A 23,520-nucleotide genomic window follows, 5' to 3' on the forward strand; every position below is an offset into this window, starting at 1 on the left:
CACCATCTATCTTAAATCAAATACCTTAAGGTAATCCCTTATGCTCATCCCTAAATACTGGGCGCAATATAAACAGCGCTTTGAATTGTCAAAAATGGCTGATAACGCATCCGATGACTTTGATTCTAAGCAAGCAACTATTAAGCGTTATGGTTGGTCGGATGTTAGTCAAATAGAGGCTTTGGCTCATGCTAAGGAACGAGTGAAAGAAGCTCATCAACGCTGGCTAGAGGGTGAGGATATTGTCAGACGTGAGCGTAGGGAGGAGTATAACGAAAGTAATGGCATTCCCATTCGTGAGCAGATTATTTCTAAGCAGAATTTTTTAGAGAATGGCTTAACTAAAACTGGCTTAGAGAGTAAGGCATCGGATACGCAGCTGGTTGTCACGCGTAACAGTTACGGTGCACAGGTTGCCAATGTCAATAATGTTGCGATTGTAGATGTTGATAACGATCAATTATTGCATTATAAATATCCTGATGATTATGACAGCAATGGTTATATAACTTTGCTAACCGACAACCAAAATCAGCCTTCAGCTAAAATAAAAGTTTGGGTTTTTGTTCTTACTTTTATACTTATCGCTAGTGTTATTTCTTGGTTGGGATTGTCATGGTTATGGCTGTTGGTGGTTATGATAGGTGCGACGGCCTACTTATGGCAGCAAGCCAGCCAAAGAGAAAAAGTGCGTATACAAAAATATGCCGATGACTCTGCTTCGCTGCCATCTTTTATAACTGATCTGATTCAAAAGCGTATCGCCAATTATCCCAATGAGTCCTTTCGTTTGTATGAGACACCTGCAGGCTTTCGTATTATCGCTACCCACGATACTATCTCGCCAAGTGATGCGTTAGTCGCGGACTGGTTTGAATATTTCTATGCAGACACTAATTACGTGCGTCTTTGTCAGGCGCAGCAGTGCTTTCGAGCGCGGCTAACTGCCAAACCGTGGCGTATGAATGAGGTTGAGGATAAAAAACTGACTAAAGATATCCCTGCTAAAAACTTTTGGTTTGATGCCGAGAGCATGGATGCAGATAGTAGTATTGAGAAACGTCAAAATGAGTTAAAAGCTCGTAAACAATGGATTAACAATTACGATAAGTATGCTAAAAACTATAGAGCGTGCCGTTATGTTGAGAGTTTTATTGGTAAAGAAGCTAGCCATCAGTTAGAGCACAAATCCATACAAGCATTTATTGACTGGCATGATAGGGCTTGTCAGGTAGATGAGGACTTGTTATTAGGTTGATAGAGGCTTGAATTAAGACAGAAGTATTTATGTTGCAGTCACATACAGCAAACATTTAAGCTGCTGCTCTGACAACCATTCTTTGTGAAAGTCACTATACAAATCTAGACGATCATCGATAGGCTCGTAATCAGTAAAGTCGAACGATGCAAATATGCTTCTTATTTCCGTAAAGTATGCCTGTTTTAGCTCAGATACTGTCTTATTACTTGGCAATATTGTCAGTAAATAAAAGAGAACGAAACCAGTCCAATCATAGACCATGCCTTTGTTCTGTTGTTTACTAGCTTCTCTAATGATAAGTAACGCAAAGTCTAGCGGCTCATAGAGTGTTACAGTTTCGTCAGTATTGAGGCTATAGTAGGGACTGCCAAAGTCTACATATAAGCGCTGTGACTCACTATCCCATAATGCGACCTCAGAATTGTCAGCTGACCGAGTACCTTCAGGGTTGTCATAAACCCAGGAATCACCTGCCTCTATTAGGCTATTGAAATACTTTGGATGACGGTTATAGGTTGGGAAGTCTTCGAGAGCGTAGGCTTGCATATACTGAATACTGAGCAAAATGCCTTTTACTCTAAAGTGAGTATGGCTTGTATCGAAAGCGGCTTGTAGGTGATAAGCATTGTATATTAAATTGCGTTTTTCGCTGTTTGTGATTTGAGCGCTAGCAATGATCCTTACGGTCTGCTCAATAATGTATTCTACTTCCCACATAGACATGCCGCTCTCCTATTTGCTATAAAAGTATGTCACTTTACACTTATAAAGACGTTATCACCCTAACGCCGAAAACAACACCATCAATACGGGTGAGACAATATTAATAATAAAGCCAAAACTAATTGCCAATGGTACGACCTTTAGACCGCCTGATTGTTGAATGATTGGCAAGGTAAAATCTAGACTGGTTGCGCCACCAAGTCCTACCGCTGCTGATGGATATTTTCGCATAAATACGGGAATAAATATCAAGGCAAAGAATTCACGTATTAAATCGTTGAATAGTGCGACACTGCCCCAGACTGCACCATAAGCATCGGTCATCACGATGGCGGATAGGGAATACCAACCAAATCCTGATGAAAGCGCTAAGCCTTTCGTCCACGATACATCACTGAACATCAGCGCAAATATTAAGCCACCTGCCAATACTGCTATCGTAAAGACAACACTCATCTCAACGCCACGTTTATTGAGTAGCACTTCTTTGAGCGTAATGCCTGAACCCTTTAAACCAATACCAACCAGTAAAATCAAAATCATCAGTAGGACGGTCATGGTATTTTCAGGCGGCATATAGTTCGCTGGTAGGAAATAGCCAATTACCATGCCAATCAATACGCAAACGACTTGGGCGAGGCTACCGCGAATACTGACGCGGTGTTCTTTAGATTTTACGCTGGGTTTTTTGGCCTGCCATGGTCGCATGTTATCGAAAATCATCAAAGCTAGTAGACCAGAGCCGATAGTGAGGATTGAAAGCACAGCAACATAAAGCGCAATCTCACCTACTTGACCGCCTAAGCCCTCGACTTGCGATAGCTCAATGCCAATTAGGGCTAAAATGACAAACACTAAATAAGATAAGCCCTTATCCGCAAGCCTTGTCATAGTGGGATTAGAAGGAATGGCAAAGCCAATAAACATTGGCATTAAGACCAAAATAAGGGTAACTATGCTTTGCATAACGGCAGACTCGTGGATTTTAATAAGGCATTTTTAAGAAGCTGAAGATTGTATCATATCAAGTTACAAATGCTGGTATCGGCAAACCATATTCTTTATAAAGCCCAATTTTATGGACTATAATTAGATTTATAGCTATGGTTAAGTATTTACTTAATAAACTTTTGTTGCTAAATTAAGACACCGAAGATACGTGGTTGGCATTATGTCGCTATATCAGCTCAAGCCTAAATTTCAAGATCAGCTGCGACCAGTCAGTAATTCGTTGGTCGCGCACAATTTTACTGCCAATCAAGTCACTGTGTCTGCGGTACTATTAAGTGTGGGCACGGCTTATGTTATTGCGAAGCCTGCAACCGAGCAGCAAGCGTTATGGCTTTTATTGCCTTCATCATTGTTCGTACGGATGGCACTGAACGCCATTGACGGCATGATGGCACGCGAGCATGGTCAAGCTACTAAACTGGGTGCAGTACTAAATGAGGCGGGCGATATTTTTGCTGATACGGCACTCATTGCCAGTTTGGTTCCGCATATAGCTAAACATGATTTACGAATTAATTCTGAACGACAAATTCGCACGAGTAAGTCGCCAACCACTCAGCGGCATATCAGCAGTATTGTAGCGTTGAGTATTAGTAGTGAGCTACTTGGTATCGCTAGCAATACGATGCTAGGGGTAAGAGCAAACCAAGGGCCTTTAGGGAAAAGCGACCGTGCTCTAGTGCTAGGTATACTTGGTACCGTTATGGGTAGCAAGATACCGTTATCACTTTCTCCTAAAAGAATCGTGCAGTTGTCCCTGTTGGTAGAGACGCTATTACTAAAAACGTGCCTGAACCGTTTACGCTATATGGCAAATCTATATCTGATGCATCAGCCACCAGCACTTCGAGCAGTAACGTGTGAGTCAATAAACAACTCGCTATCTCTCAATACTGTTTTACCAAATAATCTTACTGATAACGCGCGCCCATTGGAGTTCAAAGAAATGCCAACCACTGTTAATAGTCAAAAATTAAAAGAACAGGCTAGTGTTAGTTTTGAGCAGTCATCACCAAAAATCATTAATGGTGAAAGTTGCTACAACGCTTATGATGGCACGGCTATTTATTATCGCTATTGGTTAACGATGCCTTTAACAGATATGAAAAAATCAGCCATTGAAAAACCGACTCAGCCATTACGTCAAGTGATCTTATTACATCGTGGGCATGAGCATTCGGGTCGATTGGCAGAGTTAGGAGAGCAGTTTGCAAAAGCTGGTTATCAAGTCTTTGCTTGGGATGCACGCGGTAATGGGCGCTCAGGGGGTATCAAAGATCATGCTGAGAGTGTTACCGAGCTTGAACGAGATTTAGATGGCTTTGTGCAATTGGTTATTGGGCAGACAGGCATTGCTATTGAAGATACCTTAATCGTCGCCAGTAGTATCGGCGCGGTATTGGCAGCAGCATGGGTGCATGACTATGCGCCCAATATTCGCGGGATGATACTCGGTACGCCTGCGCTAAGCATTCGCTTGTATATGCCTTTTGCGATACCGTCATTAAAGGTAGCACGGACACTGGGTCTGATGTCACGTGTTAGTAGCTATGTCAAAGCGCAAGTATTGACGCATGATAAAGACGCGCAGCAAGCCTATAATGCCGATCCATTGATATCGAATAGTATTTCAACTGACTTACTCATCGATACCCATGCGACGGGTCAGCGCTTGCTCGACGATGCTGGGGCTATCACTGTACCGACGTTTGTCTTATGTGCAGGTAAGGACTACGTGGTGGATAAGCAGGCTGAACGCGCGTTTTATGAAGCGATCAATACACCTACGAAACGCTGGCAATTGTATCCAGACAGTTATCATGCAATCTTTCATGAGACCAATAAAGCCGATGTCTTTGCCGACTGTATTGATTTCGCTGAGCACGTATTTAGCACACAAGTCCAAGCACCTGATTTGAGTACCGCTCATTTGAATAGCGCCAGTAAAGACAAGGTAGACCGCTTAGCGATTAAGCCATTCAATCCAAGCTTCGCGATTACCCGTTTTGCGATGCAGAAGTTCGGTCATGTTAGCGATGCGATTGCGACAGGGCTTGAACATGGGTTTGATTCTGGTCACTCGCTTGATCACGTCTATTACAATCAGCCCAGCGGTCAGAATAAATTTGGGCAAGCAATCGATAAATTTTATTTAAGTAATATTGGCTGGCAAGGCATTCGTATACGCCGCGCACATATCTTAGAGCTGGCACGCTTAGCATTCGCAGATATTGAAGATAAAAATCAGAGTAACGCCAAGCCATACCAACCAAAATTATTAGATATCGCTAGTGGCCATGGTTTTTATGCCTTTGATCTGCTAACAGAGTTTACAGACTTGCATGCGGAGCTACGAGATTATGAGATGCATAATATTCAAGCATTGCAAGCAAAGGCGGAGCAGTTAGCGATTTCTGATCGAGTCATTGCGTGTCAAAAAGATGCTTTTGACGTAGCAAGTTATCCTGATTCTGATAACACAAAATTTGATGTGGCCATCAGCTCAGGCGTGTTTGAGCTGTTTTCTGATAATGTGTTACCAGCGGCAGCATTGGCAGGTATTTATGACAGTTTAAAAGCGGGCGGTTATTTAATTTATACCAATCAGCCGTGGCATCCTGAGCAAGAGTTCATCAGTAAAACCTTAAACAACCACCGTGGCAGCAGTTGGGTGATGCGTTGTCGATCACAAGCCGAGATGGATCAATTGGTTGAGCGTGCAGGCTTTAAAAAGGTTGCCATGCGTATCGACCGCTTTGGTATCTTTACCGTGTCATTGGCGATTAAAACGGCACCAATCGATGATAAGTAATAAATGAATAATAAACCCATCAAGCCCTATGAGCGTGTCCAACTTTTTTCCGGAGGAGGCTCGCGTTTTGGCTATTATTTAGGTAGCTATGCGGCGTTGGTCGAGCATGACCTAAAGCCGGATATTATCGTTGGTACTTGCGGTGGGAGCTTATCAGCTTATCTGGTCAACCTAGCTCCTGACCCCAAGGATTTGCAAGCGCTGATGTACAGCCGCGAGCTATACTCAGTCATCAAAGCGATTCGCCATGTTAGCCCTGATGAAGCTAACAGGCGTGCAAAAATGCGTTATATGACTCATGCACTCAAACGTTGGCATCTGTCACAGCGTACATCTAATGGGCAAAAGCAACGACAAGCAGACAGCTATGCGCGACTCTTAGATGAGCTGCAGCAGTTAGCGATGTTTCGTATTGATAATGAAGTGCAGTGGCTTGATGAGTTGTCTAGCTTTGCATCTATCGAAAATGGCAGTAGCCAGCCTAATGCTAGTACCCCTGAAATAGCCATCATTGCCAGCCGACTGTATCAAGCGCCTATCGATGGTTCATCTGATGAAAAGCTAATGCTGCAAGAATTGTTATTTGCGCCGTCGCGCTTAGCAAATTTGCCAAGTTCTGTATCAGATCTGGCTGACGAGCAACTGATATCACCTGCGCATACATTTGCAAATGGTCGTATACATCAGGCGGTAGAGATACGGACTCAATGGGATTTTGCGTCAGTGGTTCGTGCTTCTATGGCCGACATGTATTATCTACCGCCTATACATATTACAGAGCTTGGTTGGTGCTTAGGTGGGGTCATCAATCTCACACCGATTGAGCTAGCCTGTCAGTTGGGTGATAGCGTATTTGCAGAGACTAAGGCAGGTTACGACTCGTGGCTGGCTGTTCCCGCGATTCAGCGGGTTTTTGGTTTTGACCCTAATGAGCGATTGGCAGCAGTACACGGTTATCAACCGATGGAAGTAACGTCGCACACTAATACCGCTAGCAACAACCATCAGCTACATTGGTTACCGTTTGCCGATAATGAACAGCAGTTAGTAGGTCAGAATGTGCAGAAGCGTTTTAATATAAAGCAAATGACTATTGAGCTGATACACGCTGACTATGACGGTTTTGTGCAGCAAATGCAGGCGCAATGGAAGTACGGTTACCAGCGTACAGCTGACTATATACAGCAGCATAATTTGTGAAAACCCTCGTAGAAGATACCGCCGAAAATCATACGCCGCATATTATTATCGTCGGTGGCACGAGTGGTCTTGGTTTGGCACTGGCTGTGTATCATCTACAGCTTGGTTGGCAGGTGAGCGTTGTTGGTAGTAACGTTGCAAAGATAGAACATATCAACGGTCAGTATCCGACTATCAAGACTTATGCTTGTGATTTGACTGATAGTGTCCAAACACAGAGTCTATTAGATAAATTGTCAGCTACAAGCTTTCACAGACTTATCTATAGTGCAGGTAGTTACACCAATGAGCGTGTTCATCATCTAAATCAAGCAGAGAGCGACCAAATGCTAGCGATTAACTTGCAGGCATTTGAGCAGGTTTTTAGGTGGGCAAGCGTGAAGTCAAAGCAGCAACATCAGTCATTGGACTTTGCTAAAGACTGTAGATCAAGCCTTATCTGTATCGCCTCTATCGCTGGCACGATGGATTATCCTTACGCCAGTTTTTATGCAAAAAGCAAGCGAGCAATGATAGCGACTGCTAGCGCTTATCGAGCGGCACTTGCGCCTTATAATATCCAAGTGAATTGTATTGCATCAGGCTATATCGATACCCAAGCATTGCGTGATTTGAATAATGGTGATGCCAGTCATAAACCATTTATCATGAGTTTGCAGACTGCTGTGGTAGAGGTTATGCAGGCGATTGATAATGATGTTGAGTTAGCCGTGTTTCCACGATCTATGCGCTATATTACTCGGGTGTTAAATCACTTACCCAAGCCATTACTCAACTTAATATTGCGCAGTAAATTGGATAAGCCTTCTTAAACGAATACTGCCTTAATCAAAAATGGGCAGCTCAGCCAAATAGCCAATAGAGCAGAGTGAATACTGGCACACCAATCAGCAAGCTATCTATCCGATCTAATACGCCGCCATGTCCAGCGAGCATCGTTCCGGTATCTTTTACCCCGTGTTGGCGTTTAAATGCTGACTCCAATAAATCTCCTGCGATACCACTTACTGCCAAACCATAGGCGGCTAATAAACAAAGCCACCCGCTAAAAGGCGTGAGCCATAGTCCCAGTAACGACGCCAATACAGCGGCACACAAACTACCAAAGACCGCGCCTTCAATGCTTTTATTTGGGCTAACGGTAGGAGCGAGACCTCGCTTAAACAGTTTGCGTCCCAGTAATCGTCCGCATAAGTATTGGGCAATATCGTTGAACTGACTGGCGAAGAAGACAAAAAGTAAGACGCCATATTGCTCACGTTGCCACGTCAATTGCTGCAATACAATAAGGCTTAAAATTAGTGAAATAAAGGCACTGCTAAACACGATATCCAGTAGATTGAGACGCGTATAAGACTGTGTCAGTGCTGAGTTTTTTTCGTCAGATATTATTTGTGGTTGTAGCCCGCGTGCTTGGAGTTTGCTAATCAGCCCCGCTTTGTCGTATATGCACCATACGCGCTTAATCTCATAGCAGCCGCGTAGACCAATTAACATAAAAAACGTAACGAGAACCCATTGATAGGGATAATCATCCTGACTATTATTTATTTTGGCGATGACATAGCACACGCACAGAGCCACTAGCATGAGCCACCAAGAGCGTGCAATCAGATAAATCTTAGGCAAGCGAGTACGTAGACGAGGGATAGCCAGTATGCCCCAAACCAAACTTACTACCATCATAAGTCCGATAACAAACAGCGTATCAGTAGACATGTTTTTAACACTTTGAGAGATAAAAAGCAGTCATCAACCACTTTAGTAATGACTAGAATGCCAGTTGACTACTGCTTTTAGGTGGCAGTAGTCACTTTTATTTTTCTAGCTCCTGAGTGAACAATTATAGGCTGAATAAGCCAGTCAATACTACCTTCTCTTGGGTCTATTAATGGATTAATCACACTTGTTCGAGTTGTGGCGGCTAGATTTGGATAGTCTTTTCTATAATGCCCACCGCGACTTTCAAGACGTTGAGAAGCTGATTGAATAATTAATGTCGCTAATTGTAACTGTCTTGCCAACTGTAAATATGTAAGGTCATCAATGCTGACCGTGCTATTTTTGCGATTGATATTGCTATTACTATCACTGCCATTAAATGAACTTAACTCAGGTTGTTTCAACCATTGCTGCCATTGTTGTATCTGTTCAAGCGCTTCCTCTAACTCTCTGGCACTACGTGTGATACCCATATTGGTAGTCATTAGCGCTTTTAGTTTTACGATGACTTCTGTCATATCGGCATCATTATGGCAGTGCTTAATAGCCTCGTTATGCTCATATAACGTTGATGTCGACGATGTAAAATAGGGAAGATTAATCGATTGGGTGTTCTTCAGTACGGGTGTTTTCCAAATGTCATCGGCACTTGCATTCAAATTAAGATGATATGCCGTAGTATGTAGATTGATATCTAGCTTTGCATCTAGTGCTTCCATTTCTGCCAAGTAACGAGGCAAGTCGGTAGCGATATTACGTCCTACTACCACGCACTCTAATAGCGAGTTGCTCGCCAAACGGTTGGCACCATGCAAGCCTGTATGAGCAACTTCGCCTGCTGCATAGAGACCTGCCACATCGGTCATACCGTTTACCGATGTGACAACGCCACCGCAACTATAATGTGCGGTAGGGGCGACTGGTATCGGATCCGTCGTGATATCAATGCCAAGCGTTATCAACGTCTGATAAATTTGTGGGAAATGCTCCTGTAAAAATGGCGCTGGTAGATGACTGACATCAAGATGTACATAGCCAAGTCCATTTACACTAATCTGCTCAGCGATTGCTCGTGCGACGATATCTCTTGGAGCCAATTCAGCACGCTCATCAACGTCTAGCATAAATCGTCGACCTGTCTGCGGACAGTATAGGCATCCACCTTCTCCGCGTAGCGCTTCAGAGATTAAAAAACTGCTGTCGCCTAATGCGAGACCAGTCGGATGGAATTGCACAAACTCCAAGTTTGCCAGACGGCAGCCCGCTTGCCACGCCATCATCACGCCATCACCGACACAGACATTCGGTGCACTGGCACGTTGAAACAGCTGCCCCAAACCGCCACTGGCCAGTACGACTGCGCGACTATAAATGGTCAGCTGACAATGGTTATTGTGATCAAAAATGCGTGCACCTTTGCAGTGGCTGTTAGTAATAGGATCCTTCAAAAGGCTTAATGCTTCATGATACGGTAATATCGTGATATTACTTGCAGCATGGGCCCTTATGGTTAGGGCTTCCATAACGTGCCGACCTGTTGCATCATCCGCATGGGCCACTCGTCTGCAGCCATGACCACCTTCCTTGGTTAGATGTAAGTTGTTAATTTCTAAGTCAGTACTATTTAAATCAGTTAAGGTTTTTTGCGTGACATCTTGTTGTGGATTCTGAGTAAAAGGGACACCTTGTTCGCACAGCCACTGTATCGCTTGCTGTCCTTCACTTAGTATCTCAGTCGTATTAGTAGCATCGCATAACCCTGCGCCTGCGATCAAGGTATCAGCGACATGGTCAGTCACGGAGTCATTTTGGTCCAAACTTGCAGCGATACCACCTTGTGCGTAATGGCTTGAGCAAACCTCCAAAGCGGCTTTACTCAGTACCATGATACTCAGCGATTTTGGTAGTGATAATGCAGTACTTAGACCGGCCAATCCTGCACCGATAATAAGTACGTCTGTTTGCCTGACATGATCCGCGCTCATACTAGGCAGCTCCAACGTTGGCGAACAGTGTACGGTCTTTGACAATATCACCACTAGCGGCCACACGTTGTTTCTGTGATTCGGCAAAATCAAGCATGCGCTGTAAAGGTTTTTTGGCTGCTACTGCTAGCTCATGTGTCATTAGAACCTCACCGCTTTGATTGGTCAAGCACTGCTCGATACCTTTTAATCCGTTCATTGCCATCCAAGGGCAAAACGCACAGCTTTTGCAATTGGCACTTTCACCAGCAGTAGGCGCCGCCAAAAATCGCTTAGTGGGCGAGCGCTTTTGCATTTCGTGTAATATGCCCAAATCGGTAGCGACGATAAAGGTATCTGCATCCATCTCATAGGTTGACTGTAATAGTTTGCTGGTAGAGCCGACCACATCTGCCAACTCAACAACGCTATCAGGCGACTCAGGATGTACCAAGACTTTGGCGTTTGGATACTCCTCTTTTAATTGCAGGAGTTCGGTTGCCTTAAACTCATTATGTACGAGGCAAGACCCTTGCCAAAGCAACATATCTGCACCAGTCTCACGCGCGATGTATTTACCCAAATGACGGTCAGGTCCCCAAATGATAGCTTCACCTTGAGCATGTAAGTGACGGACGATGTCGATACCAACAGACGAGGTCACTACCCAGTCTGCACGTGCTTTGACCGCGGCGCTGGTATTGGCATACACCACCACAATACGCTCAGGATGCGCATCACAAAAGGCTGAAAACTCATCAGCAGGGCAGCCCAAATCAAGCGAACACTCGGCTTCCAAATCTGGCATCAGTACGGTCTTTTCCATACTTAAAATTTTTGCCGACTCACCCATAAAGCGCACACCTGCGACTACCAATGTCTGTGCACTGTGCGCTTGACCAAAGCGTGCCATCTCAAGCGAATCACCGACACAGCCACCAGTCGCCAATGCCAAATCCTGAATAAAAGGATCGACATAATAATGTGCGACCAGTACGGCGTTATTGTCTTTTAATAATTGCTTAATATTTTCTTCAACCACGATACGCTCTGAACGCGGCAGATCTGCTGGCATCTTAGCTTTGGCATACTCGATATTCATTTTAGTCGCAATGCGGTTGTCATTGCTCATGATGGGTGCGTCATAGGGATAAGTTTTCATAAGTGCAAACCTTGTGTGCGATAACGACACGTTATATGCCGCTAAAAATGATACCAACCTCAAAAATATGATTAGCCGTATTAAACTCGTTCAGTCTACTAGGCGTAGTGCTGACGATCGTTCTGCTTACTATTGTTATTTTAAGGAGTAATAAAAGTCGCCTAAATACAGCTTTAAAGTAAACAAGCTTTTATTATGCTCATTTTGAGCATAAATACAAGTGGTTTTTTATATTCTGCTTTCTGTACAGTAGGTATTTATGAAAAATATGCTCTATCACTTTTGCCTTCAGCCGCTTATATTTACATCGGTAGACTATGATATTTTCAGATTCAAGCTATACTGATTCGTACTATAAATAACAAGTGTAATGGATTTCTTATTGCACGCTCAAAGTTAAAAGGTAATTACTAACATCATGACGTTGTCTTATTCACATGCGCATCAGCAGGGTAGCGGTACTACTGAGGTTGTTGCGGTTTTGGTTGCGATTACGGATCATACCGCCCGAGTTTTAACAGTTGATCAAGGCAAGTTATTGCCCAATGGACCACTCATGCCATTACATCGCTCACTGCAAGCTGGTGTGCGCCAATGGGTTGAGGAACAGACGCAGCAACCGCTTGGCTATTTGGAACAGTTATATACCTTTGTTGATACCAATAGGCGTAATATTGACGGCCATGCATTGGTTTACGTAAGCTACTTGGGCTTGGTGCAAGAGACGCAAATGCAGGCGCTCCAAAGCAAAGCCCTATGGCGAGATTGGTATGATTATTTTCCATGGGAAAATCACCTAGATGGTATGCCAAATATCATTATGGATTTTATTGTGCCGGCATTATTGGACTGGGCAAATAGTGCACCAGACTCAATTGCTCAGCAGCGCCGTCGTCAGCGTATTCATTTATGTTGGGGTGTGGATACTGAGCTCTTAGACTCAGCTCAAGATAAAAATACCTATCATCAATCAAGTACCATTAACGGTTATGATTGGGTCTCAGAGCATGTATTACTGCGCTATGAGATGCTTTATGAAGCAGGCTTAATTCCAGAATCATCTAACTATCAGCCGCAAAAACTGCCAAAGAATTGGGCACAAATCATAGGTACACCGATGTACTATGATCATCGCCGCGTCATTGCAACTGCCATCTCAAGGCTACGTGCCAAGATTGAATACCGACCACTTATTTTTGGTCTCATTCCAGATGTCTTTACGTTGTCGCAACTGCAGCAGAGTGTCGAAGCGCTCTCAGGAGTGCGCTTGCACAAGCAAAATTTCCGCCGTCTGCTAGATTCACAAAACTTAGTGACAGAAACCGGTCAGAGTAGCAGTGCCCAACGTGGTCGTCCTGCCAAGCTTTATCGATTTTGCCATGATATCGAACTGCAAAGTTTATTGATGGACAGCAAGTTGCCTAAACGTAAGTAGGTTTAAATAAGCGGTAAGTGCTCTCATGTTTTTATGACTATTCGCTTTTAGCAGCTGCATGAAATACTTCATTTCCTTGCAGTACTGTCAACTTTACGCTATATTTATGCTCATTTTGAGTTTAATTAAATTGAACCGATATCAATATAATGCGTATATAGGGGTGACAAATGACTGTTAAAAAAGAACCTGCATTGGATGAGGTATTACTTAAACCACTGATTGAAGCGGCCTTGACTGAAGACTTGGGTAGACGTGGTGATATAACATCGCAAGCGACTATCCCTGCTGATTTGCAAGCAAAACTAGAGATTAAGGCGCGGCAAGCAGGCGTGATATGCGGTATGGACTTAGCGCGTTTATCATTCGCTTTGGTTGATGCTCAGATTGAGTTTATCGCTCAAGTAGATGATGGTGAATTGGTGGATGCTGGCACAGTATTGGCCAGTGTTAGTGGGAACGCCCGTCATCTATTGACAGCCGAACGTACCGCGCTCAATTTCTTGACGCATCTCAGTGGCATTGCTACAGATACCCGAAAAATCGTAGACAGTGTGGCGAAATATCCTGCGCGAATCACTTGTACACGTAAAACCATACCAGGCTTACGAATTGTACAAAAATACGCGGTACGCTGCGGTGGTGGGCGCAATCATCGTCTAGGGTTGGATGATGCTATTTTAATCAAAGACAATCATATTGCCATCGCTGGCGATATAAAAACGGCCATTCAACAAGCCCAAAATTTTGCTGGTCATCTAATTCCTGTGGAAGTGGAAGTAGATACTTTAGAGCAACTTGAGCAAGCGTTAGATGCTGGTGTGAGTTTGGTGCTTTTGGACAATATGTCACCTGAGGTACTATCAAAGGCAGTAGCAATGTGTAAAGGGCGAGCCAAAACGGAAGCATCAGGTGGTATTACCCCTGCAACCGTGGAAGCAGCAGCACAGACAGGCGTTGATTTTATCGCGATGGGTTATCTAACGCACAGTACCACTGCATTGGATATTGGCTTGGATTTTAGCGCATAGGTAAGTGACTGAATTTTCATGGTAAAAAATCTATTTATCTTATGTATAAAGCTGATTAGAAGCGTTGCTCTGCACTTAACTTTTTTAATGAGATGGTACAGAGGAATTAGGGCGTGTCTTCATTTTTAACCCATTTAACAGTTATGATTCGAATTGAGGACACGCGTTAAGCAAAGTTAATGATTTTATTAGCTTATCTGCCTATGTTACAATACAAGCTACAATGCTATTTTTAATCAGATATAGTTTTAGTCAGATACTGGGTCATCGTTGCACTCGCACGATGGCCTTACTTTTTTCAGCAGTTGTATCAATAAACAAGCGAGCGCTCAGTGAATACTGAAATCATCAAGATAATCTTAGCCTTTTTGGTACTGATTAATCCCTTTAGCGCTTTGACGTTATTTTTGGATTTGACCCGCGGTTATTCAATGAATAACCGACGTAAAGTCGCGCGTGTGGCTTGTTTAACGATTTTTATTACGATTAGCTTTTTTACCGTAGCAGGTGAGTCATTACTCAAGATATTGGGAATCTCTATTGGTTCGTTCCAGCTGGCGGGCGGTATTTTAGTGTTCTTGATTGCCCTGAATATGATGAATGGTGAAGGTAATCCAGTTAAACCTGACCAAGAAAATTTCGATGTCGATCATGTACAGGACTCCCCAGTCTCAATGGCAGCAGCCGTCGTTCCACTCGCTATTCCAATGATGATTGGGCCGGGCGGTATCTCAACGGTGATTATTTATTCTTCACAAGTTTCTGGTGTACTACAAGTATCGGCCATATTAATAGCTGGGTTGTTGATCAGTTTGTTTTGTTATTTGGCATTGATGGCAGCAGGTCGTATTAGCCGTTTATTGGGTGATACAGGACTCAACATTATGAGTAGAATCATGGGTATGTTATTGGCGGCAGTTTCTATTGAAATCATCGTTAATGGCCTACGCACGCTGTTTCCTGCTTTGGTCTAACGAAAAGATTGGTTCCCTATACGCTTGCCTAAAATATTTAGAATTACCCCCTCAATTTTTAGGTTGTAAAAAAAGCTTACCGCTTACTCCTACTATCAGCTAAAAACCTCTAAAACTCTTCAAAACTTTTGAATATTCTATAAAAGTGGCTAAAAGCGATTTTTATAGAATAGCTATGTCTAAAATAACGGTATCAATCACCAAAAGTATGCGAAAAAACACAACCCATAAAAATATGTTACAGTGGAGGAACAACTAATATCATAGGAGTTAATTTTGAGTAACAAAAGAATTGCTATTTTAGGGGCAGGTCCAAGTGGTTTAGCACAATTACGCGCTTTTGAGGCGGCACGATTGGCTGGTGCAACCGACTTACCTGAGATAGTTTGTTATGAAAAGCAAAATGCTATTGGCGGTATGTGGAACTATAGTTGGCGTACTGGTTTAGATAGAAACGGTGAACCCGTCCACGGTAGTATGTACCGTTATTTGTGGTCCAATGGTCCAAAAGAGTGCTTAGAGTTTGCCGACTATTCGTTTGATGAACACTTTGGAGAAGCCATCCCTTCATACCCGCCACGTGAAGTCTTAAAAGACTACATCATGGGGCGTATCGATAAACAAGATATCCAAAAATACATCCGTTTTGAATGCCCTGTACGTTGGGTATCATTTGACGATGACACACAAAAATTCACCGTGACGGTGATGAATCATAAAACCAATGAGCAAGAAGTTGAAGAGTTTGATTATGTGGTGGTAGCGACTGGTCACTTTTCAACGCCAAATATGCCATATTTTGAAGGACTGGAAACGTTCCCAGGTCGTATCCTACATGCTCATGATTTCCGTGATGCATTAGAGTTCAAAGATGAAGACATTCTACTGATTGGTAGTAGTTATTCAGCCGAAGATATTGGCACGCAGTGTTATAAGTATGGCACCAAATCAGTAACCATTAGCTATCGCACACAAGCACTGGGTTATGACTGGCCAGAGGGTATCAAAGAGGTTCCTTTAGTCACTCATTTTGAAGATGACGTGGCGCATTTTGCTGACGGTACGAGTCAAAAGTTTGACGCTATTATCATGTGTACTGGTTATTTGTTCCACTTTCCGTTTATGCCAGACGAATTGCGCTTGCAGACGCATAACTGCTTGTATCCAGAAAATCTATACAAAGGTGTCTTTTGGCAGCCCAATCCAAAGCTTATTTATTTAGGTATGCAGGATCAGTATTTCACCTTCAATATGTTTGATGCCCAAGCATGGTATGCACGTGACGTCATCATGGATGATATCGAGCTGCCTGACTTGGCGACACGGACAGCCGATGAGCAAGAGTGGGTGGCAACCTATGCTAAATGTGTCACAGTTAGCGATTCGATTGACTTTCAGGCGGCTTATATCCGTGATTTGACCAATGCGACAGACTATCCAGAATTCGCGGTAGAAAAGCAGGGTGAAATCCTAAAAGAGTGGCAAGAAGATAAAACCGACAATATCATGACCTTTAGAGAAAAGGGCTATCGTTCGACTTTGACAGGTATATTATCTCCTGAGTTACCGGAGCCTTGGTTAGATGTTCTTGATGATTCGCTTGAGCATTTTTTGAATATGTCGCTTGTGAAGCCTAAAAAATGCAAAAAAGCATCGTAAATAATTGGCATCGCTAACAGTTAGTATTGTCTAAAAAGATAAAAAACCAAATACGTTTCAGCGTGTTTGGTTTTTTTGTGCACGGTACATTCAGCTACTATAGTCGGTTTAATATTATTTGGATACAAGGAAGGAGAGCGAAAGTACTACAAGTAGTAGAATAAGCGAGACTGACACAGTATCCAGTTTATAGAGGATTGACTATATATTAACTATTATATAAGTGCCAAGCCAAATACAGCATCAGTATGCCGACTAGAGCATCGAGGATATTCCATGATTTTGGCTTTGCAAACAAAGGTCTGAGTAGTCGTGCCGCATAACCCAATGCAAAAAAGAAAAAGAATGAAGCACTAACGGCACCCACACCAAAGGCCAATTTGCTACTAGCACCCGTTGAAACCATGCCAACGAGTACCAAGGTATCTAAATAGACGTGTGGGTTGAGCCACGTAAAGCCAAAGCATAGCAATAGTGCTTTTTTTAAGCTGGTGACAACTTGACCATCGACAGTCATTGCATGTGAGCGTCGGACGCTGGCATATAAGCTTTGTAGTCCGTAGACCAGCAAAAACAGCGCGCCTGCTAGTCGGGCTATATTTACCGCTTGTGGATAGCGAGCGGTTACAGCACCAAATCCAGCAACGCCTGCCGAGATCAATAACGCATCACTAACGGCACAGAATAAGCAGATGAAAAAGACGTGTTCACGTTTGATACCCTGTTTAAGTACAAAGGCGTTTTGTGATCCAATCGCTAAGATGAGCGATAGACCAAGTAAAAAGCCAGAAGTATAGTCAGTCGCATTCATAGTAATGTACTTATTCTTTTGAAGAGTAGGAATATTGACACTTTGCTTACTGGCAGTGCCAAAAAAAGCTGTTAAGATACGTTATTGAATTAATATATGCAATACGAGCTCAATTTGAGTGCACGGAATGAGAGGCAAGGTAGGTCATGGTGGTAAGTTTGACGAGAATACTACAATCATTTGGACAAGCGCCAGATGACTTGCCAACACAAGCGGCCAAGCACGCTCAGGAAATGGGTGCCAGTCAAGTGACAGATTCGACGGATATTAGCTCGACTGATATTAGTATGAATCATGACAGTATAAATGATGACAGCGAGCAAGCTGATAGAACGCCTTCTGTATTGACACCGCCCGAACGTGCCAACCGTATTTGTGATGCATTGGCACAAGTGAGTGATATTCGAACGCCCACGCCTTTGACTGATCGCTATTTGTCCAATCGTGCTCAGATGCGCCCGACCAATAGACCTCCTTTCGACCCAGATACTTTATGGTATCTCAAACATGGATGCTGTCCGATTATGACTGAGCTTATTGATGTGGTCGATGAGGCCACGCTAAACGCCATGCCCATTGAGGCTGTGGCAATCCTAGACCGAATCAATGGTAAGTTAAAGCGTTACCGTGAATGGAGCAGCGAGCTCAACGAGCAGCAACAGCAGCAACATAATGAGCGTCAGTTTGTCATAGATAAGCTGGTGTCCGAGAGTATTCCAGAAGCGCTACATCATTATGAGCAACTACAGCGGTTCAGCCCGCATCGTACCAAAAACAATATGGTACAAGGCAAGATGACGGCAGGGGATATGCTGACCGATTTGTTTCTTGAGATTGATTATGAGCTTGATGAGTTGCTAGATGAGTTGCATCAAACGGTGATGAACCGTTTGGCCTCCACGCATCGTTATGTTAAAAGCCGCACGAAAAGTTAGTTAGTAATGGCTTAAATGATCATTGTCAATTTAAGACAGCTAAGTACCATTAAATCCAATCGACTCACTATGATGCATAATAATATAGGGCTTTAACAAAGCCTTATTTTTTTGTTTAATAATAGCAATTCATAAAAATATGAAAGGCCTAAGCATCAAGATGTATCAAAAATAATAATAAGCTTGCCATAAAATTCTGCTAAATAATAAGGACAGTCTAATGACCCAAGTTACTGCGATGTTTGTCATGTTTGTTTTATATGGGCTGTTGCCGGTCGCTGGATTATACCTAGGGTATCGTGGTATCAAAAAATTCACCGCGCCCAAAATGCTTGAATATAAAGCGATGCCGCAGTTGGGTTATATTCCTGAAAAGAGTCTACCTATGGAAGTTAAAACAGCTCTTGAGCAAATCAATAAAAAAGGTGAGAAGCTGCGTGTCATTTATGGTGATACTAATAATGATGGAAGAATTGATGATAAGGATACTGTCACCGAAACGTATATTATGATTCAAAACCTAATGGACAGGCATGTGCCACTTGCCGTGACGGACTATCGCCGCTTGCATGATTTAGATGGTAGGGATGGTGCACTCGCTGATACAACCAAGATTAAGTATTCTAATGTCACTGGTAAAGAGGCGCTATTAGATGTATTAAGTACGATTAATACGCAGTTTGATGATTTACTCAATGCCTCCTATCATCAAGATGGACAAAAGCTACTCGCGACCAATCGCTATCTACAAAAGCGCTTTGATAATCCTGCTGGTAATACAGAGTTTCAAAAGCTCGATAGCAGTGTGAGTAGTGCCAGTAATGATGTGAGCGGTGATACAAATATTCAAGCGATTGAAAGTCCAACGGGTACAAATGTGAGTGCTGAAGATATTAAACTATAAATGCAGAATTTTATGATTAAAGGGCAGAATGAAGAGTAAGCGTATATGAGTATTTTAATAGGCATTGGCATTGTAACGACAGTTACTACCTTTTATCTGGGTAAAAAAGGCTGGCAAGCTTTCCATAAAGCTGTTGGTATTACGCCAGGTGTGCTCGTCTATCAGAATGATAATGAACAATTGTCATTATCCAAGCTCAGTTGGCAACAATTAAATTTAAATAAGAAACATCTAAAAAATCTGCCAGAGCAGCAACTGCACCAATTAAAACGTATTGATGAAAAAGTGAATCACTATCAAGCGTATCAGAAATCACTAAAAGCTCAGCATAAGACGCCTGAGGTAACAGAGCAGCAGTTTGTATTGAATAAGATGCTGCATACTCGGCTTCCAGAAATTTTAGCCAGTCATTACCATTTAACAAACATAGGCGCTAATAATAGGAACGACGAAAAGAAAATAGAAGCCAATGAATTATTACAGAGCGTGTTAAATAATATTGAGCAGCGTTTAGATAAGTTACTGGCGCAGTTGGATACGCAGCAGTTGCAGGAATTACGAGTCATGAAAAACTATATCAACAGTCACGATAGCTAAGCCTAGATTGTCATATTTATCACGACTTGCTATAAACGACCCACAAAAAAGCTGCCAGTGATGAATAATCAATGGCAGCTTTTTTTATGCGTCACTTTAAAACGATACCATTCACAAAAATTAGAGTAGCAGGGAAAACAAGTGCAAGTACTACGAAGGGTAGACTAAACGAGTTTAACACAGCTAATCGTATTTTTTGGGTTTGGTATCACTTAGCGCTTATCGTTGCGGTCACGAGTGTTACGCGTACCACGGCTGGCAGGGCTAGCACTGCTCTTAGGTTTTGCACTGCTGTTGCGATTGTCGCTACCACTGCGGCTATCGCCACGACTGTCAGTAGCGCGACGCGCTTTAAGCGGCTTGCTTCTGATACGTTCTTGCTTCTCTTTCGCTGCGCCATGCAGACCCGTACCATAACGAGGACGCAAGCTTACTAAATCGGTCAACGTATTGATGTCTTTTCTGTCGAGTTCTAAGAAGCGACCAGTACGCAACTCTTTTGGTAGAGCAATCGTGCCATAGCGCGTGCGTAGTAGACGGCTAACTTTTAGGCCTTGCGACTCAAACAAGCGACGTACTTCACGGTTACGACCTTCTTTTAGCTGGACATGATACCACTTATTGACGCCTTCACCGCCACCGTCTTTGATATCTTCAAACTTTGCAAGGCCATCTTCTAGCATGACGCCAGCCGTTAATGCACGGGCAATCTCAGGCGTCACTTCACCCAATACACGTACCGCATATTCACGAGTGACTTCACCAGATGGATGCATCAAGCGATGCGCCATTTCACCATCATTGGTAAACAATAACAGACCCGTTGAGTTGATATCCAAGCGTCCGACCATTACCCAACGGTCATGAGTCAGCTTTGGCAAACGCTCAAAAACGGTTGGACGACCTTCTGGGTCTTTAGCAGAGCAGACTTCGCCTTCAGGCTTGTAGTAAGCGATAACACGGCGACGCTTCTCATTTTCAGAAGTGTATTTGATCTGACGGCCATCAACGCGAATCTCATCGCCTTGTTCAACACGATCACCAATAGTTGCTGGGCCGTTATTGACAGTGACGCGACCAGCTTTGATGACTTCTTCCATCTGACGGCGTGAACCAAGACCCATGCGGGCGAGGGCTTTCTGTAATTTTTCGTCTTTCATAATCATAACCTTGAGTCGGTGGGTTTACATTTCTCAATGTAAAAAAATTTGGATTGACTATTCTACGCTATTTTGATGGCTTTAGCACGCAAACCTGTTGTTACTAATTATATAAGTTGTTGTTATGAAAATAAAATTGAATAAAAGTTCATTAGTTATATACAGCTATTTCAACTAGATGTCGGCTCAATTATATCGAGAGTTGTATTTTGATAACAGATAGCCTTGTTTAATTGATACTAAATTATCGGTTGAAATATAAAGTGCGACATCAATTTTTAAAAGTTACAGAATTATTACTTATATTCTTTGCTATCTGCTCACTATTTTATCGTTCCAGTTGTGTCTACTTCTAAAGAAATTGGTTAGGCATTGTTGTAAAAGGGCTGTATTGAAAATGGTAAATGATCACACATTGTTATATGAGAATTTATAAATATTGCGTTGTGTATAGTTTGAGTGTATATTTGATATATAAATTCTTTTTAGTGAATATATTTATCATAGTGAGCGGCTTCGATTTTATGCAATATTATAAATATGAGTAACTGTTATGGTTTATAAATACATCATTTCTGTACGCAAGCGCTTTTTAATGACGAGCATTGTTGGCTTGTTATTAGCACTCTCACTTGCGAGTTGCACAGTCAATTCAGGACTTCAGTCTGGAGATGTGCCGGAATCAGGTGCGTTTACTGCAGAAAATGGCCTACAGTTTTATATTCAACCTTTGAATTTGGCGACCTTGCCACGTACAGAAGCCATTACCCCAGATCAGGATTTGTATCATTTAATTAAAACGTCTGGTCGAGTCAGTTATGGAATTGCTAAAGGCGACATTCTCAATATCATACTCACCAGTTATCCAGATATTAATGCATCGACATCTAGCCTAACCGTTGATCAGCAAGGCTTTATACAGTTCCCATTGATAGGACGCATTCAAGCCAGCGGAATGAGTGTTCCGCAATTTACCGCAACCTTACAAAGTAAACTACAACGCTATCTAAAATACTCAGATCCTCAGGTCAAAATTATCAACTATCGTGGCAGCAAGTTTTTCGTTGATGGTGAAGTCAAAGAGTCTGGTGAGTTTACGATTGCTGATGTGCCAATCTCCGTATATGGGGCAATCTCTATGGCAGGTGGTACCACTGATGCTGGTGATTCAAACCATATTGTATTAAATCGCCAAGGCAAGAGTTACAAGCTAGGTATCCAATCATTACAGCAAATGGGACTGTCTGCCAATCAAATATATTTACAAGATGGTGACGCCATTCATGTCAACAGCCAAAGTCGTAATAGAGTCTATGTATTGGGTGAGTTTGGCAAAATTGAACCAGTTTCTATTCCTGAGCAAGGGCTGAGCTTGGCACATGTGTTAGGCGAGTCGAACGGGTTAAATTCCAATACCGCCAATGCTGCAAAAGTATACATCGTTCGTGATAACCCGCAATCACAATATACACATATTTATTATGTCGATATGCAGAGCATCACAAGTTTGGCATTGGCTAGCCGTTTTGACATGCAGGCCAACGACATACTTTATGTAGATCCAACAGGTTTAGCACGCTGGAATCGTATTATCAGCGCCATTCTTCCCTCAACATCAGCAATCAATCTGATTTCAGGGATATAGGAGTCAATCATGAATACGTTTGACAGTATCTTAGTCGTCTGCGTTGGCAATATATGCCGTAGCCCGATGGCCGCTGCTATTTTGAGAGAGCGCTATCCAGACAAGCACGTAGACTCTGCAGGTCTGTCAGCGTTAGTAGGTCATTCTGCGGATACTAAAGCCATAGAATTGATGGCCATGCACGATATCGACATCAGCTCACATATCGCCAAACCCATCAGCGAAGCATTAGTCAGTCATGCAGATTTAATTTTGACTATGTCAGTGAGTCAAACCAAGTGGATTGAGAATCGGTGGCCGCATTGCCGTGGTAGAACTTTTCGAATTGGACATTGGATTGATAAAGATATTGCAGATCCTTATCAGCAGGATAACTCGGTGTTTGAGACGAGTAGACAAGATATTGACGACAGTCTTGAGCAATGGGCTATCAAGATGAGTGAGGCGATTGTCATAAAAGAATTGAAGGTTAGTGAGTGCTATTAAGCGGTAAACATTGAGTAGTGAGTATATG

General features: G+C 42.8%; 20 protein-coding genes. 13 read left to right on the forward strand and 7 right to left on the reverse strand.

Translation table 11 applies throughout. The annotated features are described in order from the left end of the window. Nucleotides 1-40 precede the first annotated feature (40 nt). A complete protein-coding gene (locus IPZ60_RS05620; protein ID WP_194196883.1) occupies nt 41-1,258 on the forward strand; it encodes a hypothetical protein in 1,218 nt (405 codons plus the stop codon). 27 nt (nt 1,259-1,285) lie between these two features. Here IPZ60_RS05620 and IPZ60_RS05625 read toward each other — a convergent pair whose 3' ends face one another. Together IPZ60_RS05625 and IPZ60_RS05630 are read right to left on the reverse strand one after the other, a co-directional pair. Next, nucleotides 1,286-1,984 (reverse strand): hypothetical protein, encoded by a 699-nt coding sequence (locus IPZ60_RS05625; RefSeq protein WP_194196884.1) that lies wholly within the window; start codon nt 1,982-1,984, stop codon nt 1,286-1,288. Nucleotides 1,985-2,038: 54 nt separating this feature from the next. Continuing rightward, on the reverse strand, nt 2,039-2,950 hold the full coding sequence (locus IPZ60_RS05630; RefSeq protein WP_194196885.1) for a lysine exporter LysO family protein: 912 nt from the start codon (nt 2,948-2,950) through the stop codon (nt 2,039-2,041). 205 nt (nt 2,951-3,155) lie between these two features. On the opposite strand from IPZ60_RS05630, the gene IPZ60_RS05635 reads away from it, so the two are divergent. The 3 genes from IPZ60_RS05635 to IPZ60_RS05645 are packed head-to-tail and all read left to right on the forward strand — an operon-like array spanning nt 3,156 to nt 7,819. Further along, the gene (locus tag IPZ60_RS05635; protein ID WP_194196886.1) at nt 3,156-5,807 is read left to right on the forward strand and encodes an alpha/beta fold hydrolase; all 2,652 of its coding nucleotides are present in this window, start codon (nt 3,156-3,158) and stop codon (nt 5,805-5,807) included. Nucleotides 5,808-5,810: 3 nt separating this feature from the next. After that, nucleotides 5,811-7,007: a patatin-like phospholipase family protein gene (locus tag IPZ60_RS05640; RefSeq protein WP_194196887.1), complete on the forward strand. Its 1,197-nt coding sequence runs from the start codon at nt 5,811-5,813 to the stop codon at nt 7,005-7,007. Next, on the forward strand, nt 7,004-7,819 hold the full coding sequence (locus IPZ60_RS05645; RefSeq protein ID WP_194196888.1) for an SDR family oxidoreductase: 816 nt from the start codon (nt 7,004-7,006) through the stop codon (nt 7,817-7,819). The genes IPZ60_RS05640 and IPZ60_RS05645 overlap by 4 nt, the downstream gene beginning before the upstream one ends. 31 nt (nt 7,820-7,850) lie before the next feature. Here the strand turns inward: IPZ60_RS05645 and IPZ60_RS05650 are convergent, their stop codons facing one another. The 3 genes from IPZ60_RS05650 to nadA all read right to left on the reverse strand — a co-directional run bounded on the left by IPZ60_RS05650 (nt 7,851) and on the right by nadA (nt 11,855). Further along, on the reverse strand, nt 7,851-8,726 hold the full coding sequence (locus IPZ60_RS05650) for a phosphatidate cytidylyltransferase (protein WP_194196889.1): 876 nt from the start codon (nt 8,724-8,726) through the stop codon (nt 7,851-7,853). A 77-nt stretch (nt 8,727-8,803) separates the two neighbouring features. Then, on the reverse strand, nt 8,804-10,714 hold the full coding sequence (gene nadB / locus IPZ60_RS05655) for an L-aspartate oxidase (protein WP_194196890.1): 1,911 nt from the start codon (nt 10,712-10,714) through the stop codon (nt 8,804-8,806). Between the two features lies 1 nt (nt 10,715). Then, the gene (gene nadA, locus IPZ60_RS05660) at nt 10,716-11,855 is read right to left on the reverse strand and encodes a quinolinate synthase NadA (protein ID WP_194196891.1); all 1,140 of its coding nucleotides are present in this window, start codon (nt 11,853-11,855) and stop codon (nt 10,716-10,718) included. A 418-nt stretch (nt 11,856-12,273) separates the two neighbouring features. On the opposite strand from nadA, the gene IPZ60_RS05665 reads away from it, so the two are divergent. The 4 genes from IPZ60_RS05665 to IPZ60_RS05680 all read left to right on the forward strand — a co-directional run bounded on the left by IPZ60_RS05665 (nt 12,274) and on the right by IPZ60_RS05680 (nt 16,954). Then, nucleotides 12,274-13,290 (forward strand): hypothetical protein, encoded by a 1,017-nt coding sequence (locus IPZ60_RS05665; protein ID WP_194196892.1) that lies wholly within the window; start codon nt 12,274-12,276, stop codon nt 13,288-13,290. 170 nt (nt 13,291-13,460) lie between these two features. Further along, nucleotides 13,461-14,321 carry a carboxylating nicotinate-nucleotide diphosphorylase gene (nadC, locus tag IPZ60_RS05670; RefSeq protein WP_194196893.1) on the forward strand — a complete coding sequence of 287 codons (861 nt, stop codon included), beginning with the start codon at nt 13,461-13,463 and terminating at the stop codon, nt 14,319-14,321. A gap of 332 nt (nt 14,322-14,653) precedes the next feature. Further along, the gene (locus IPZ60_RS05675; RefSeq protein ID WP_194196894.1) at nt 14,654-15,295 is read left to right on the forward strand and encodes a MarC family protein; all 642 of its coding nucleotides are present in this window, start codon (nt 14,654-14,656) and stop codon (nt 15,293-15,295) included. 276 nt (nt 15,296-15,571) lie between these two features. Continuing rightward, nucleotides 15,572-16,954 carry an NAD(P)-binding domain-containing protein gene (locus IPZ60_RS05680; RefSeq protein WP_194196895.1) on the forward strand — a complete coding sequence of 461 codons (1,383 nt, stop codon included), beginning with the start codon at nt 15,572-15,574 and terminating at the stop codon, nt 16,952-16,954. A 208-nt stretch (nt 16,955-17,162) separates the two neighbouring features. Here IPZ60_RS05680 and IPZ60_RS05685 read toward each other — a convergent pair whose 3' ends face one another. Beyond that, nucleotides 17,163-17,765 (reverse strand): LysE/ArgO family amino acid transporter, encoded by a 603-nt coding sequence (locus IPZ60_RS05685; RefSeq protein WP_194196896.1) that lies wholly within the window; start codon nt 17,763-17,765, stop codon nt 17,163-17,165. A gap of 149 nt (nt 17,766-17,914) precedes the next feature. Between IPZ60_RS05685 and IPZ60_RS05690 the strand changes: the two genes are divergently transcribed. The 3 genes from IPZ60_RS05690 to IPZ60_RS05700 all read left to right on the forward strand — a co-directional run bounded on the left by IPZ60_RS05690 (nt 17,915) and on the right by IPZ60_RS05700 (nt 20,201). Continuing rightward, a complete protein-coding gene (locus IPZ60_RS05690; RefSeq protein WP_320108719.1) occupies nt 17,915-18,700 on the forward strand; it encodes a hypothetical protein in 786 nt (261 codons plus the stop codon). A gap of 220 nt (nt 18,701-18,920) precedes the next feature. Then, nucleotides 18,921-19,604 (forward strand): hypothetical protein, encoded by a 684-nt coding sequence (locus IPZ60_RS05695; RefSeq protein WP_194196897.1) that lies wholly within the window; start codon nt 18,921-18,923, stop codon nt 19,602-19,604. Between the two features lie 45 nt (nt 19,605-19,649). Then, on the forward strand, nt 19,650-20,201 hold the full coding sequence (locus tag IPZ60_RS05700) for a hypothetical protein (RefSeq protein ID WP_194196898.1): 552 nt from the start codon (nt 19,650-19,652) through the stop codon (nt 20,199-20,201). A 212-nt stretch (nt 20,202-20,413) separates the two neighbouring features. Here the strand turns inward: IPZ60_RS05700 and rluB are convergent, their stop codons facing one another. After that, nucleotides 20,414-21,361 carry a 23S rRNA pseudouridine(2605) synthase RluB gene (rluB, locus tag IPZ60_RS05705; protein ID WP_194196899.1) on the reverse strand — a complete coding sequence of 316 codons (948 nt, stop codon included), beginning with the start codon at nt 21,359-21,361 and terminating at the stop codon, nt 20,414-20,416. Between the two features lie 595 nt (nt 21,362-21,956). Here rluB and IPZ60_RS05710 point away from each other — a divergent pair. Beyond that, a complete protein-coding gene (locus tag IPZ60_RS05710) occupies nt 21,957-23,006 on the forward strand; it encodes a polysaccharide biosynthesis/export family protein (RefSeq protein WP_194196900.1) in 1,050 nt (349 codons plus the stop codon). Nucleotides 23,007-23,015: 9 nt separating this feature from the next. Beyond that, a complete protein-coding gene (locus IPZ60_RS05715; RefSeq protein WP_194196901.1) occupies nt 23,016-23,492 on the forward strand; it encodes a low molecular weight protein-tyrosine-phosphatase in 477 nt (158 codons plus the stop codon). The last annotated feature ends 28 nt before the right edge of the window (nt 23,493-23,520 follow it).

The sequence above is a fragment of the Psychrobacter sp. NG25 genome (assembly GCF_015234355.1).
GTDB lineage: Bacteria > Pseudomonadota > Gammaproteobacteria > Pseudomonadales > Moraxellaceae > Psychrobacter.